This is a genomic window from Sinomonas sp. (assembly GCF_051955515.1).
GTDB lineage: Bacteria > Actinomycetota > Actinomycetes > Actinomycetales > Micrococcaceae > Sinomonas.
Genome location: NZ_JBQCGQ010000264.1, coordinates 1 through 13,588, shown reverse-complemented (window position 1 = coordinate 13,588; position 13,588 = coordinate 1). Strand labels below are relative to the sequence as shown.

Sequence of the window (13,588 nt, the reverse complement as noted above, 5' to 3'; positions counted from 1 at the left end):
ATCGACTCCCTCGTCGCGGCCTTGTTGAGTTCGCGGCGGGACGGGGTCTCGAGTGATGTCACCCCATTACACTAAGTGCAACTTTGCACTGAGTGCAAATTTGAGACCGGGACTCTCGCCTCGTCCCGTGGCCACTTCTCGCCCGACGTGTGGCCACTTCTCGCCCGACGCGTGGCCACCTCTCGCGTCGCGCGGGACAACGGCAACGGGCCGCCCTGCTGGAAACAGTGGGCGGCCCGTTGACGGCGGCCAGATGTGGCCAGGCGTTGCGGTGGAGGTGGCCACGCGTTGCGGTGGAGGTGGCCAGGGGTTGGTTAGTGGGCGGCGACCAGAGCGTCGTCGTCCGCCGGAACCTCGGTGGCTGTCTCGGCCACGAAGGCGCTGCGGGAACGCTGGGCGTTGTATAGCCCGAGATCCAGGATGCCCTGCCGCTTCGCGACGATGGTCGGCACGAGCGCTTGGCCGGCCACGTTGACCGCGGTGCGGCCCATATCGAGGATCGGGTCGATCGCGAGCAGGAGGCCGACGCCGGCGAGCGGCAGCCCCAAGGTGGACAGCGTGAGCGTGAGCATGACGACGGCGCCCGTGGTCCCCGCGGTCGCGGCGGAGCCGAGGACCGAGACGATCACGATGAGCAGGTACTGGCTGAAGTCCAGATGCAGGCCGAAGAACTGGGCGACGAAGATCGACGCGACGGCAGGGTAGATGGCCGCGCAGCCATCCATCTTGGTGGTCGCACCCAGCGGCACGGCGAACGAGGCGTAGCCCTGCGGGACTCCGAGGTTCCGCTCAGCGACGCGCTGCGTGAGCGGCAGCGTGCCGATGGAGGAGCGGGACACGAAACCGAGCTGAACCGCGGGCCAGACGCCTGAGAAGTACTGCTTGATCGAGAGTCCATGGCTCTTCACCAGGATCGGGTAGAACACGAACAGCACGAGGACGAGGCCAACGTAGATGGCGATCGCGAACTTGCCGAGGGCGCCGATGGTGTCCCAGCCGTAGGTGGCCACGGCGTTGCCGATGAGACCGATCGTGCCGAGCGGGGCCACTCGGATGATCCACCAGAGGACCTTCTGGATGACCTCGAGTGCGGAGCGGGTGAAGGCGAGGAACGGCTCGGCCTTGGCGCCGACCTTGAGGACCGCGATGCCGACGGCGATCGCGATGACCAGAATCTGCAGGACGTTGAAGCTCACGCTCGTGGTCACAGCACCGCCGTCCGCAACGGTCGAGCTCGCGCTCAGGCCGAGGAAGTTGTGCGGGAACAGCCCGGTGAGGAAGGCCCACCAGTCGCCGGTCTTGCCGGCGTACTTGGCCTGCTGGGTGATGCCGGTCCCTGCGCCGGGCTGGAACAGAAGGCCGAGGCCGATGCCGATGAGGACCGAGACCAGCGCGGTGATCGCGAACCAGAGGAGAGTGTTCCACGCCAGCTTGGCTGCGTTGGATACTTGACGCAGGTTGGCGATCGAGCTCACCACCGCGGTGAAGATGAGGGGCACGACGGCGGTCTGCAGCAGGGCGACATAGCTGCTGCCGATCGTGGAGAGAGTTGCGCCAAGGCCGTTGGGCTTGGCCGACGTACTGCCGGTGTACTTGGCGATGAGGCCGAGGATGAGGCCGACGACGAGGGCCGCAATGATCTGCGTCCCGAACGACGTGGCCCACGCCGGGAGGCGGCGCGTGCGGGTGCTGGTTGATGTGCTCACCGCAGCACAATAGGACGCCCTCGTATAACACATCGAATCTCTGTTGAGAAATATTACTTTGACATGGTGGTGCGGTCTCCTGGAGTCCCGTGGAATTCCGCACCACCGCGGGGAATTGTTACGTTATTCCCCTATCAAAGGTGATTTATATCTCAGGCGAGAAGCGCTCGACGGAGCGTGTCCAATCCGACCGACCCCAGGTTGAGGGCCCTCGTGTGGAACTCCTTGAGGTCAAACTCGCCGCCCTCAGCTTCGGCGCGAGCGGCGAGGTCGGACCGGATCTGCTCCCACAGTCGCTGGCCCACCTTGTAAGACGGCGCTTGGCCCGGCCATCCGAGGTACCGGTGGAACTCGAAATCGAGCTGTCCCTCCGAGATCTCCAGATTGGCCCGAAGGAAGTCGTAGCCCTTTTCGGGGGTCCAGGTTCCCGAACCCCAGCGCTCGGGGACTTCGAGCTCGAGGTGCACGCCGATATCGAACACCACTCGGGCCGCTCGCATCCTCTGCGCGTCGAGCATGCCCATCCGATCGCCGGGATCGGCGAGGTACCCGAGCTCGTCCATAAGCCGCTCGGCGTAAAGGGCCCAGCCCTCGCCGTGGCCGGAGACCCAGCAGATGAGGCGTCGCCAGCGGTTGAGCAGCTCGCGCCGGTAGACCGCCGTCGAGCACTGCAGGTGGTGACCCGGGACGCCCTCGTGGTAGACCGTCGTCGTCTCCGACCACGTGGTGAAGGAGTCCTCGCCCTCCGGCACCGACCACCACATTCGGCCGGGCCGCGAGAAGTCGTCGGACGGGGCGGTGTAGTAGATGCCGCCGTCGTGGGTCGGAGCGATCATGCACTCGAGCTTGTGCATCGGCTCGGCGATCTCGAAGTGCGTGCCTGCCAGGTTTTCGATCGCTCGATCGGAGAGCCCCTGCATCCAAGCGCGCAGCGCATCGGTCCCCTTGAGCTGGCGGGCCGGGTCCTCGTTGAGCGCCTTCTTGGCCTCTTCGATGCTGGCGCCGGGCTTGATCTGCTCGGCGACGGCCTCCTGCTGGGCAATGATGCGGTCGAGTTCCGCGACGCCCCACGCGTAGGTCTCCTCGAGGTCCACCGTGGCGCCGAGGAAGCGCCGCGAGGCGAGGGCATAGCGTTCGCGCCCCACCGCGTCCTTCTCGGGAGCCTGCCGGAGGAGCTCGCCTTCGAGGAATTCCGCGAGCTTCCCGTAAGCTCCCCCCGCGGCGGCACAGCCATCCACGAGGGCGGATGCGACGTCGTCGGGAAGCGGGTCGCCGCCGTCGAGCCTCGCGTCGGCGGCCAGGCGCGCGAAGAATCCCGTGCCCTCGTCACCGTACTGCCGGGCCTGTCCGACGACGGCGCGAACCTGGCGCCCGGCCGAAACCTTGCCGCTTGCTGCGGCGCTGCGCAGGGACTCGATGTAGCCGTCAATGGCGGCGGGGACGTTGGCAGCCCTGCCCGCGATGTGACTCCACTGCTCCGCCGTGTCCATGGGCATGAGGTCGAAGATCGCCCGGATGTTCTGGGCGGGGGAGTCGATGTTGTTCAGCTCGGCGACGGTCCAGCCGCTCTCGAGCTCCTCGATTTCGAGGCCGAGCCGCTCGCGCATGGCGTCGAGCGTGACCTCGTCGATCTCGTCGGCGGCCTCGACCGAGGCGAGGTTTGCCAGCGTCTCACGGAACAGCGCCAGCTTGGCCTCGTGGCCCGCCGGGGAGTAGTCCGGGTACTCCGTCTCGTGCCCGGGGAAGCCGAGTTCCGTGGCGAGCGATGGGTTGAGCTCAAGGAAGCGGTCGGTGAAGGTTTCGGCGACGGCGTCCACCTTCGTCGGGGTGCGATGCAGGTTTGGGGTGTTCTGAGTCACGCCTCCGAGCCTAGCCGCACGGTCCGACACGTGAAAGAACCCGTGCAGATTTCTCGCCCCTTTGCGCCGTCACGTTTGCAGGGTGCGGGGGCGACGGCGGGGTGAACAACAGTTGCGTCGTCTGCCCGCCCAACCGATTCCGACCTTCTTTGGGAGAGACGCTCGGCGTGTCGCCCCGTGACACGCCGACGAGCGCGGAATTCGGCGGTGAAAAGTGGTCGGACTCTGTGGTGCTCCCGCAGGTGGGGTTCCGACGGCGCGTGCAGTCACGTAAGGAGCGTTCCGTACCCTGCAAACGTGACGGCGCAACGAGGGGGGCGGGCCGGAGGCGAGCAGCACCGGAAGGGGTCAGTACCGCCCGCGCCGCTGGTTCATCATGTGACGGGGGCGGAGGGTCGCGCGGCGGATCCGCTCGCGGCGGGTGGGAGCCGCGGGCGCGGCCTCCTCCTCGGAAGAGGAGCCGACGGCGGCGAGCACCGCGGTGAGCGCCGCAAGCTCCTCGGGCGTGGGGTTCCCGCTGGTGACCGAGAACAGGGCCGGGCGATTCTCGGCCCCGTCGGCTGGACGATCCGCGCTCACAGCGGGATGTTCCCGTGCTTCTTGGCGGGCATGGAGGCGTGCTTGTCGCGCAGCGCCCGGAGCCCGCGCAGGAGCTGGACGCGGGTCTCGGACGGCGCGATGACAGCGTCGATGTACCCGAGTTCCGCGGCCTGGTACGGGTTGAGGAGCTCCTCCTCGTAATGGCGGATGAGCTCGGCGCGCTTGGCCTCGACGTCCGCGCCGTCCTGCTGGGCGGCGGCGAGGTCACGGCGGTACAGGATGTTGACGGCGCCCTGTGCCCCCATGACGCCGATCTGCGCGGTGGGCCACGCGAAGTTGAGGTCGGCGCCGAGCTTCTTCGAGCCCATGACGATGTAGGCGCCGCCATAGGCCTTCCGGCAGATCACGGTGAGCTTGGGGACGGTCGCCTCGGCGTAGGCGTACAGGAGCTTCGCGCCGCGCCGGATGATGCCCTGGAACTCCTGGTCCTTGCCTGGGAGGAAGCCGGGGACGTCCACGAGCGTGACGATCGGGATGTTGAATGCGTCGCAGTGGCGCACGAATCGTGCCGCCTTCTCGGATGCGGCGATATCCAACGTGCCCGCGAACTGGATCGGCTGGTTGGCCACGATCCCCACGGTGTGGCCCTCCATGCGGCCGTAGCCGATGATGACGTTGGGGGCGTAGAGCGCCTGCATCTCAAGGAATGCGGCGTCGTCCACGATGGACTCGATCACGCGACGCATGTCGTAGCCGTGCGTCGGAGCGTCGGGGACGAGGGCGTCGAGCGAGAGGTCCTCTTCGGTCTCCTCGAGTTCCTGGTCGGAATCGAGCACGGGCGCCTCGACGAGGTTGTTCGAGGGGAGGTAGTCGAGGAGTTCGCGGACGAACTCGATCGCGTCCTTCTCGTCGGCGGCGAGGTACGTCGCGGTGCCGGTGGTCGCGTTGTGCTGGCGCGCACCTCCGAGCGTCTCCATGTCCACTTCCTCGCCCGTGACGGTCTTGATGACGTCCGGACCGGTGATGAACATGTGGCTGGTCTTGTCCACCATGACCACGTAGTCGGTGAGCGCAGGGGAGTAGGCGGCGCCGCCGGCGCAGGGGCCCATGATGAGCGAGATCTGGGGGACGACGCCGGAGGCCGCGACGTTGTTGCGGAAGATGTCCGCGAACATCGCGAGCGAGGCGACGCCCTCTTGAATGCGCGCGCCGCCGCCGTCGTTGATGCCCACCACGGGGCAGCCATTGCGCAGCGCGAACTCCTGGACCTTCACGATCTTCTCGCCGTTCACTTGGCTCAGGGAACCGCCGTAGACGGAGAATTCCTGGCTGTAGACGGCCACGAGGCGCCCGTCGACAGTGCCGTACCCGGAGACGACGCCGTCGCCGAGAGGCTTCTTCTTCTGCATTCCGAACGCCGTGGACCGGTGGACCGCCAGCGCGTCGAACTCGACGAACGAGTCTTCGTCGAGGAGCATTTCGATCCGCTCGCGGGCGGTGTTCTTCCCCCGCGCGTGCTGCTTCTCCACGGCGTCGGGACCGGACGGAAGGAGCGAGGCGGCTCGCCGCTCGCGGAAGTCCGCGATCTTGCCTGCAGTCGTGGTCAGGTCGTGGGTCACGCGCGCTCCAGCTCTCGGTCAGCAATCGGTCAGATGTAGGTTCCGCACAAACTGCGAAGCCGTGGAATCAGTCTAGTAAGCCCACTTCGGGCCGCTTGTGTAGGAATCCTACAATTTCTTGTCGCCGCGGCGCGTACGACGGCGCCCCGCGGCAAGGCGTCGACCCCGCCCTTGTTACTCACCGGTAACAAGAGGCGTACACTCACCAGTATGACGACGATCACACCCGGCGACACCGGGCCGCGGCCCACCCTTGCCGGCCGAACCCTCCTCATGAGCGGCGGGAGCCGCGGCATCGGGCTCGCCATCGCGCTGCGCGCAGCCCGCGACGGCGCCAACCTCGTCCTCCTCGCGAAGACCGCCGAGCCCCATCCCAAGCTCGCCGGCACCGTGTTCGACGCCGCCGACGCCATCGAGGCCGCGGGCGGACACGCGCTCCCCATTGTGGGGGATGTGCGCCATGACGACGACGTAGCGCGCGCCGTGCGGAGCGCCGTCGAGCGCTTCGGCGGAGTCGACGCCGTCGTCAACAACGCCTCGGCGATCGATCTCTCGCGTACCGACGCGCTCGATATGAAGCGGTACGACCTCATGCAGGACATCAACGCACGCGGGACCTTCCTCCTGTCCAAGCTGTCGCTCCCGGCACTGCGGGAGTCGGCGCACGCGGGGAGGGGCCCGCACATCCTCACGCTGTCCCCGCCCCTCAACCTCGACCCCAAGTGGGCGGGGGAGCATCTCGGGTACACCATGGCCAAGTACGCCATGAGCCTCGTGACCCTCGGCCTCGCGGAGGAGCTCAGAGGGGACGGCATCGGCGTCAACTCGCTCTGGCCCTGCACCCTCATCGACACGGCCGCGATCCGCAACCTGCCGGGGGGCCAAGCCATGGCCCATGCGTCCCGGAGTCCTGAGATCGTGGCCGATGCCGCCCACGCGATCCTCACGAGCGACCCCCGCCTCACCACCGGCAACTTCTTCACGGACGAGGAAGCGCTCAAAGGCGCAGGGGTGACGGACTTCTCCCGCTACAGCCTGGGCGCTGACGAGGAGCAGCTCGTGCGCGACATCTTCCTCTGACAGCTGATTCCGCGCGGCCCGATTCGAGGTTGGGGAAACGCCCTCGCTCGCTAGGATTCCCGTATGGATCACGACACCCCCGTGCAGGCGCCGGCCCGCGGCCCCCTCGACCGATCGCGCCTCGGTGCGGACTTCGTGGCGCACACCGGGCTGTCCAAGGTCCTGATCGTCGACGAGATCGGCTCCACCAACACCGAGCTCATGCGGCTCGCCGGGGCCGAGGCCGAGGAATGGGGGGACCTCGGGGTCCTCGTCGCGGAGAACCAGACTCAGGGCCAGGGGCGCCTGCACCGGCCGTGGGAATCGCCCTCGGGGGCGTCTCTCGCCGTGTCGATCCTCCTGCGTCCCCACGGTCCCTCGGGGCGGCCGCTCCCGACGCAGTCCTACTCGTGGTTCTCGCCGCTCGCGGCCCTCGCTCTGCGCGAGGCCCTCGCGGGCGTGGCCGGGCTCGAGTCCGCGCTCAAATGGCCGAATGATGTGGTGGTCGGCGGCCTCAAGGTGTCGGGGATCCTTGCCCACCTCGCGCCCGGAGTGCACGGTGAGCCACCCGCTGTCGTGCTCGGAACCGGCATCAATGTGTCGCTGACCAAGGACGAGCTGCCCGTCCCCACGGCAACCTCCGCGAGCCTCGCCGCCGGCCGGCCCGTGGATCGGACCAGTCTGCTGGTCGCGTATCTCGAGGAGTTCGCCCGCTACTACCGCGCCTTCTGCGCCGTCCACGGCAACGCCGACGCGGCCCTGCTGGGCGGCCAGACCCTGCTCTCGCGCGTTCAGGACGCCACGATCACCCTCGGACGGAGGGTGCGCGTCGAACTCCCGGGCGGCCGCCGGCTCGAGGGGCGGGCTACAGGGCTCGACGGTCACGGCGCGCTGCAGGTCGTGGAGGACGGCGGCGAGCGGCATGCGGTGTCCGCAGGCGACGTCGTTCATCTCCGCCCGGCCGATGGCGGCTATGCGTAAGCTGCTCGCCCCGGGGGAGCAGGTGATCGTGAATACCCGACGGCATGGTTCCGTGCTCGTGGTCCCCGCGGTCGTCGGGGTACTGGTGTGCGGCGCGGCGTCCTTCGCCGCGGGGTGGCTCAACAGGGGCCATCTGGATACCCTCATCCCGTGGCTTCCCTGGGGCACGGGGCCGTGGCTCTCGCTCGTGCCGGCCGTCCTGGGCGCATGGATCTTGGTCATCTATCCGCTCCGCAGGCTCGCGGCCTGGTCCTCGCTCCACTATGTGCTCACGAGCCGGCGGGTCCTCCGGCGGCAGCGTGGGTTCCGGCGCCACGACCGCGAACTGCCCCTTGCCATGGTTCAGGACGTCGCCGTCACCCAGTCGATTCTTCAATCCTTCGCCCACTCGGGTTCGATAACCTTGTCCACGGGGCAGGCGGCAAGCCTCAGGCTCGACGACGTGCCCGACGTGCGCAGCTTTCGCCGGCTCGTGCTGGATGCGATCGACGAGCTGCCGGCGGGGTACGGGTTTCCGGGCACGGACGACGGCGGTACGCCGCGCCTGCTGGGCGAGGACTGATGGAGGGCGAAGCGATGGACGACGAGCTGCCTCCCCCCATGCCTGCCGACCTCCCCGTGGGCTCGGGGACCCTCGACGAACTCGCGGGCCCTCTCGAGGACGGCCAGGAGGATCCAGTCGCGGGAATCGACTACCGCCGCGCGGCGCGGGCTCTCGAGAACCTTCTGCTCGGAGGCGAGCGGACCCTCAAGCGCCGCGACGTCGCGCAGGGGGTCGGCCTCTCCCTCTTCTCGGCACGCAAGCTCTGGCGCGCGCTCGGCATGCCGAACTTCACCGACGACGATCTCGCCTTCACCGCCGAGGATCTCGAGCACCTCAAGATCATGCCCAAGCTCGTCCGGGAGGGTGTTCTCACGGAGGACGCTGCGATCTCGGTGACCCGGGCCATCGGGCAGATGACGGACCGCATGGTGGTCTGGCAGGTCGAGGCCCTCGTCGAGGACATGGTGGTGGCCCACGGGATCTCGGACGCCGAGGCTCGCGTCCGCCTGGTCGCGGAGCTGCCAAGGCTCATCGAGCCCCTCGAGGAGATGCTCGTGTATTCGTGGCGCCGGCAGCTCAGCGCCGGGGTCCAGCGCCTGGCCGTGCGCGCGAAGCAGGGCCTCGAGGCGAGCGAGGAGGGACGCACGGGGGGCGAGGACGACGCGCCCCTGCCGCTGGCCCGATCCGTGGGGTTCGCCGATCTCGTCTCCTATACGAGCCTTTCGCGTCGGATGAACGAGAAGACGCTGGCCCGTCTCGTGCAGACCTTCGAGAACAAGTGCGCCGAGGTGATCTCGGTGGGCGGCGGCCGGCTCGTCAAGACGGTCGGGGACGAAGTCCTCTACATCGCCGAGACGCCGACGGCGGGCGCGGAGATCGCGTTGGCGCTGTCCCGGGAGATCGCAGCAGACGAGCGGCTCCCCGAGGGCAGGGTCGCGATGGTGTGGGGACGCGTCCTCAGCCGTCTCGGCGACATCTACGGCCCCACCGTGAACTTGGCCGCCCGGCTCACGGCCATCGCCGAGCCCGGCCAAGTCCTCGTGGACGATCTGACCGCCGGCGTGCTCGAGGACGACCCGCGCTTCGTGCTCACCCCTCTCGAGGTCCAGAATGTGCGCGGATTCGGCGAAGTTCGGCCCGTCGCGCTGGGCAGGGGCGAAGGCACGGGTATCGTGCTCGACTGATGGCTCAATCGAGGGGAGTGCCGATGACCGGCGGCGACGAGGTGTCACGGCGGTCCGCGCGGCCGGTGCTCGATGTGGGCTCTGCCACCGACCGGGGCGAGGTCCGCGAGCTCAACGAGGACTCCTTGCTGGCACGCGAGCCGATCTTCGCGGTCGCCGACGGCATGGGCGGTCACGAGGCGGGCGAGGTCGCGAGCGCCCTCTGCGTCGAGAGCCTCGGGCGCGAGGAGACCCTGTCCGGGGGCCGCGCCGCGACCGCCCTGGACGTGATCCTCGCCATCCGCCGCGCAGACTGGGCGATCCGCGACGCGACCGGCGCGCGGGCCGGCACCACGCTCGCCGCGGCCTTCCTTGCAGAGGACGACGACGGTGCTCCCGCCTGGATCGTCGCGAACGTCGGGGATTCGCGGGTCTACGTTGCGCTGGAGGACGAGTTCGTCCAGATCACGGTGGACCACTCTGAGGTCCAGGAGCTCGTGGCGCGGGGCGAGATCACGCAGGAGGAAGCACGCATCCATCCGCGCCGGAACGTGGTCACGCGGGCCCTCGGAACCGGGTTCGACGCCGACCCCGACCTCTGGCTCCTGCGCGCCGTGGACGGGCAGCGCCTCCTCATCTGCTCCGATGGCCTCACAACCGAGCTCGAGGACGGGGAGATCGCTGAGCTCCTGAAGGAGGGCGAGACCGCGCAGGCGGCCGCCGATGCGCTCGTGCGGGCTGCGCTGGAAGCCGGCGGTCGCGACAACGTGACGGTCATCGTCGTCGGGGTGGAAGGCGTCGGCGAGCAGGCGGGCGAAGAGCCCCTTCCTGTGTCGGAGGGGTAAGGCAAGATAGGACACGTGAGCGCAGAATCCGTGATCCCCGAAGCTGCCACCTCGCAGGCGACTCAGCCCGCGACTCCTTCTGCGACGCTTCGCGAGGAGTATGAGTCGCTTGCGGAGGAAGTCCGCCGGCATCGGGCGCTCTACTACAACGAGGACGCACCGGTCCTCTCGGACGCGGAATACGACGCGCTGTTCCGCCGGCTCGAGGAGTTCGAGGCCCTGCACCCGGAGCTGGTCGCGAACGATTCGCCCACGCAGGAGGTCGGCGGGGAGGCAACCGCAGCCTTCGCTCCGGTCCAGCACCTCACTCGGATGTACAGCCTCGAGGACGTCTTCTCTGTCGACGAGCTCACTGCGTGGGTCGCCCGGGCGGAGGCGAGCGTCGCTGCGATCGGCAACCTCCCGCCGGTCCGCTGGCTCACCGAGCTCAAGATCGACGGCCTCGCCATCAACCTCCTGTACCGACGGGGCGAGCTCATGCGGGCCGCCACGCGCGGGGACGGACGCACCGGCGAGGACGTCACGCACAACGTCTTCACCATCAAGGACATCCCGCGAAGGCTGGCCGGCGAGAACCACCCGGAAGAGGTGGAGATCCGCGGGGAGGTCTACATCCCCACGAAGGCGTTCAACGAGTTCAACGAGGCCCTGATCGAGGACGGCAAGGCGCCCCTCGCCAACCCCCGCAACGCGGCTGCGGGCTCGCTGCGGCAGAAGGATCCGGCAGAGACCGCCAAGCGTCCGTTGAGCATGTTCGTCCACGGCATCGGGGCCCGCGAGGGCCTCGGCGTGAAGAGCCAGTCCGAGACGTACCAGCTGCTCAAGGAGTGGGGCCTACCGACCAGCCCGTACTACGAGGTCTTCGACAGTTACGAGAAGGTCCGCGAGTACATCGAGACCTACCGCGAGAAGCGCCACAGCGTGACCCATGAGATCGACGGCATCGTCATCAAGGTGGACGACTTCGCGACGCAGCGCGCCTTGGGGCACACGAGCCGGGTTCCCCGCTGGGCGGTCGCCTTCAAGTACCCGCCGGAGGAAGTGCACACGAAGCTGCTGGACATCGCGGTCAATGTGGGCCGGACGGGACGCGTCACTCCCTTCGGCGTCATGGTTCCAGTGAAGGTCGCGGGCTCCACGGTCGAGATGGCCACGCTGCACAACCAGGACGTGGTGAGGGCGAAGGGCGTCAAGATCGGCGACATCGTGGTCCTGCGGAAGGCCGGGGACGTGATCCCGGAGATCGTGGGCCCGGTTCTCGCCCTCCGCGACCAGCAGGAACCTCCGGTGCGGGACTTCGTGATGCCCACCGAATGCCCCTCGTGCGGCACGCCCCTCGCCCCGGCGAAGGAGGGCGAGGTGGACATCCGCTGCCCCAACGCGCGGTCCTGCCCGTCCCAGCTCCGGGAGCGGGTCTTCCACGTGGCGAGCCGCGGCGCCTTCGACATCGAGGCACTCGGCTGGGAAGCCGCGATCGCCCTGACGCGGCCCGCCGAACCGGAGGTCCCGCCGCTCGAGAGCGAGGCGGGGCTCTTCGACCTCACGCCCGAAGACCTTCGGGACGTGAAGATCCGCCGCGAGAAGCGCTCCAAGGGCGTGGGCACGGGGGAGTGGGAGCTCGTTCCCTACTTCTGGACCAAGCCCAGCGCGAAGACCCCGTCCAAGCCCACGGCCAACACCGAGAAGCTCTTCCGCGAACTCGAGAAGGCCAAGACGCAGCCCCTCTGGCGCGTCCTCGTGGCCCTTTCGATCCGCCATGTGGGCCCGACCGCCTCCCGCGCGCTCGCCACCGCGTTCGGGTCGATGGACGCGATCCAAGCCGCCAATGAGGATCAGCTGGCCCACGTGGACGGCGTGGGCCCGACCATCGCGGCAGCCGTCAAGGAGTGGTTCGCGGAGGACTGGCACCGTGAGATCGTCGAGCGCTGGAAGCGGGCCGGAGTCCGCATGCGGGACGAGCAGGATCAGTCCATGCCGCGTACCCTCGATGGGCTCACCGTCGTGGTGACTGGCTCGCTCGAGAACTTCAGCCGGGACGAGGCCAAGGAGGCCATCATCCTGCGTGGGGGCAAGGCGGCCGGATCCGTGTCCAAGAACACGGACTACGTGGTGGCGGGCGACAACGCGGGGTCGAAGCTGGACAAGGCCGCGTCTCTGGGAGTCCCCGTCCTCGATGAGGCCCGGTTTGCGCTGCTCCTGGCTGAGGGCCCAGCGGGCCTCGGCGACGGGGCGGCCGGAAGCGACGGCGCGGCAGGAGACGATGGGGCAAACGCCGACGACTCGCTCGAGGCCAAGGCCGTCGCGGTGACCGAAGCGGACGAGGACAAGTGAGCGTGGATTACAGCGGGCAATTCCTGACCGAGCTCCTGGCCGTCGCGCGGCGCGCGGCGGCCGCTGGCGCCGGGGTCCTCAGAACGCGCGACGGCGCCCGCCTCGTCGAGGAGACCACGCGTTCCGGAAGCGACTGGGTCACCACGTTCGACGTGGCGGCGGAGGAGGCCGTGCGCGGCGTGATTGCCGCCGAGCGCCCCGACGACATCGTCACCGGCGAGGAGCAGGGGACCACGAGGGTCGCCAAGCCGAGCGGCTTCCGCTGGTCCATCGACCCGCTCGATGGCACCACGAACTTCATCCGCGACATCGTCTACTACGCGACCAGCGTCGCGGTGGCCGATGACAACGGGAGGTGGCTTGCCGGCGTCGTCCATGCTCCCGCGCTCCGGCGCGAATACTGGGCTGTGCGCGGCGGGGGTGCCTTCAGGAGTGACGAAGGCGGCGAGCCGCGGCTGCTCGACGGCCCGGTTCCAGGCCGCGACTCGGCGGGCTCGGCCCTCTTGGCGACCGGCTTCAGTTATGACCCGTCGGTACGGGCCGAGCAGGCGCACTTCCTTCCCGGGCTCATGGACGGCTTCGGCGACATGCGGCGACTCGGTTCCGCCGCCCTCGACCTGTGCCTCGTCGCGGATGGGACCCACGATGCGTACGGGGAACGAGGACTCAACGAGCACGACTTCGCTGCTGGCGCGCTGATCGCGGAGGAGGCCGGCTGCTGGGTCCGGCGCCCGCAGCTGACGAGCCCGCTCGACGGCGGTCCCTCCGATCCGGAGCGGCTTGCGGCGTGGACGTGTGCGGGCGGGATCGAGTTCTCCGGCCGCTTCCCGGTCGAGTGAGCCGCGCCCTGACGGTCCGCGAGGCCACCGAAGCGGATTATGCGGAGATCGCCCGCATCACTCGGGCCGCCTATCTGGGTGCGGGCTATTTCGAGGACGCCA

Annotated in this window: 11 protein-coding genes; 7 read left to right on the top strand and 4 right to left on the bottom strand. The window is 68.7% G+C overall.

Annotated features, from left to right (window positions below; genetic code table 11):
- Nucleotides 1-314 precede the first annotated feature (314 nt).
- The 4 genes from ACTHL9_RS15675 to ACTHL9_RS15660 all read right to left on the bottom strand — a co-directional run bounded on the left by ACTHL9_RS15675 (nucleotide 315) and on the right by ACTHL9_RS15660 (nucleotide 5,724).
- Nucleotides 315-1,706, bottom strand: coding sequence for a dicarboxylate/amino acid:cation symporter (locus ACTHL9_RS15675; RefSeq protein ID WP_440520214.1), 1,392 nt, complete (start codon nucleotides 1,704-1,706; stop codon nucleotides 315-317).
- A gap of 152 nt (nucleotides 1,707-1,858) precedes the next feature.
- Nucleotides 1,859-3,565, bottom strand: a complete 1,707-nt coding sequence (locus ACTHL9_RS15670; protein WP_440520213.1) for a DUF885 domain-containing protein — start codon at nucleotides 3,563-3,565, stop codon at nucleotides 1,859-1,861.
- 348 nt (nucleotides 3,566-3,913) lie between these two features.
- Complete coding sequence (locus ACTHL9_RS15665) at nucleotides 3,914-4,144, bottom strand: acyl-CoA carboxylase epsilon subunit (RefSeq protein ID WP_440520212.1); 231 nt, start codon at nucleotides 4,142-4,144, stop codon at nucleotides 3,914-3,916.
- The gene (locus tag ACTHL9_RS15660) at nucleotides 4,141-5,724 is read right to left on the bottom strand and encodes an acyl-CoA carboxylase subunit beta (protein ID WP_440520211.1); all 1,584 of its coding nucleotides are present in this window, start codon (nucleotides 5,722-5,724) and stop codon (nucleotides 4,141-4,143) included. Before ACTHL9_RS15660 ends, ACTHL9_RS15665 begins: the two co-directional genes overlap by 4 nt.
- A gap of 210 nt (nucleotides 5,725-5,934) precedes the next feature.
- On the opposite strand from ACTHL9_RS15660, the gene ACTHL9_RS15655 reads away from it, so the two are divergent.
- From ACTHL9_RS15655 to ACTHL9_RS15625, 7 genes are all read left to right on the top strand, one after another.
- The gene (locus tag ACTHL9_RS15655) at nucleotides 5,935-6,804 is read left to right on the top strand and encodes an SDR family oxidoreductase (RefSeq protein WP_440520210.1); all 870 of its coding nucleotides are present in this window, start codon (nucleotides 5,935-5,937) and stop codon (nucleotides 6,802-6,804) included.
- 63 nt (nucleotides 6,805-6,867) lie between these two features.
- Nucleotides 6,868-7,764, top strand: coding sequence for a biotin--[acetyl-CoA-carboxylase] ligase (locus tag ACTHL9_RS15650; RefSeq protein ID WP_440520209.1), 897 nt, complete (start codon nucleotides 6,868-6,870; stop codon nucleotides 7,762-7,764).
- Complete coding sequence (locus tag ACTHL9_RS15645; protein ID WP_440520208.1) at nucleotides 7,757-8,326, top strand: PH domain-containing protein; 570 nt, start codon at nucleotides 7,757-7,759, stop codon at nucleotides 8,324-8,326. The genes ACTHL9_RS15650 and ACTHL9_RS15645 overlap by 8 nt, the downstream gene beginning before the upstream one ends.
- Nucleotides 8,326-9,492: an adenylate/guanylate cyclase domain-containing protein gene (locus ACTHL9_RS15640; RefSeq protein ID WP_440520207.1), complete on the top strand. Its 1,167-nt coding sequence runs from the start codon at nucleotides 8,326-8,328 to the stop codon at nucleotides 9,490-9,492. Before ACTHL9_RS15645 ends, ACTHL9_RS15640 begins: the two co-directional genes overlap by 1 nt.
- Nucleotides 9,493-9,515: 23 nt before the next feature.
- The gene (locus ACTHL9_RS15635) at nucleotides 9,516-10,316 is read left to right on the top strand and encodes a PP2C family protein-serine/threonine phosphatase (RefSeq protein ID WP_440520206.1); all 801 of its coding nucleotides are present in this window, start codon (nucleotides 9,516-9,518) and stop codon (nucleotides 10,314-10,316) included.
- A 15-nt stretch (nucleotides 10,317-10,331) separates the two neighbouring features.
- Nucleotides 10,332-12,647 carry an NAD-dependent DNA ligase LigA gene (gene ligA, locus ACTHL9_RS15630; RefSeq protein ID WP_440520205.1) on the top strand — a complete coding sequence of 772 codons (2,316 nt, stop codon included), beginning with the start codon at nucleotides 10,332-10,334 and terminating at the stop codon, nucleotides 12,645-12,647.
- Nucleotides 12,644-13,486 carry an inositol monophosphatase family protein gene (locus tag ACTHL9_RS15625; protein ID WP_440520204.1) on the top strand — a complete coding sequence of 281 codons (843 nt, stop codon included), beginning with the start codon at nucleotides 12,644-12,646 and terminating at the stop codon, nucleotides 13,484-13,486. The genes ligA and ACTHL9_RS15625 overlap by 4 nt, the downstream gene beginning before the upstream one ends.
- Nucleotides 13,487-13,588 lie beyond the last annotated feature (102 nt).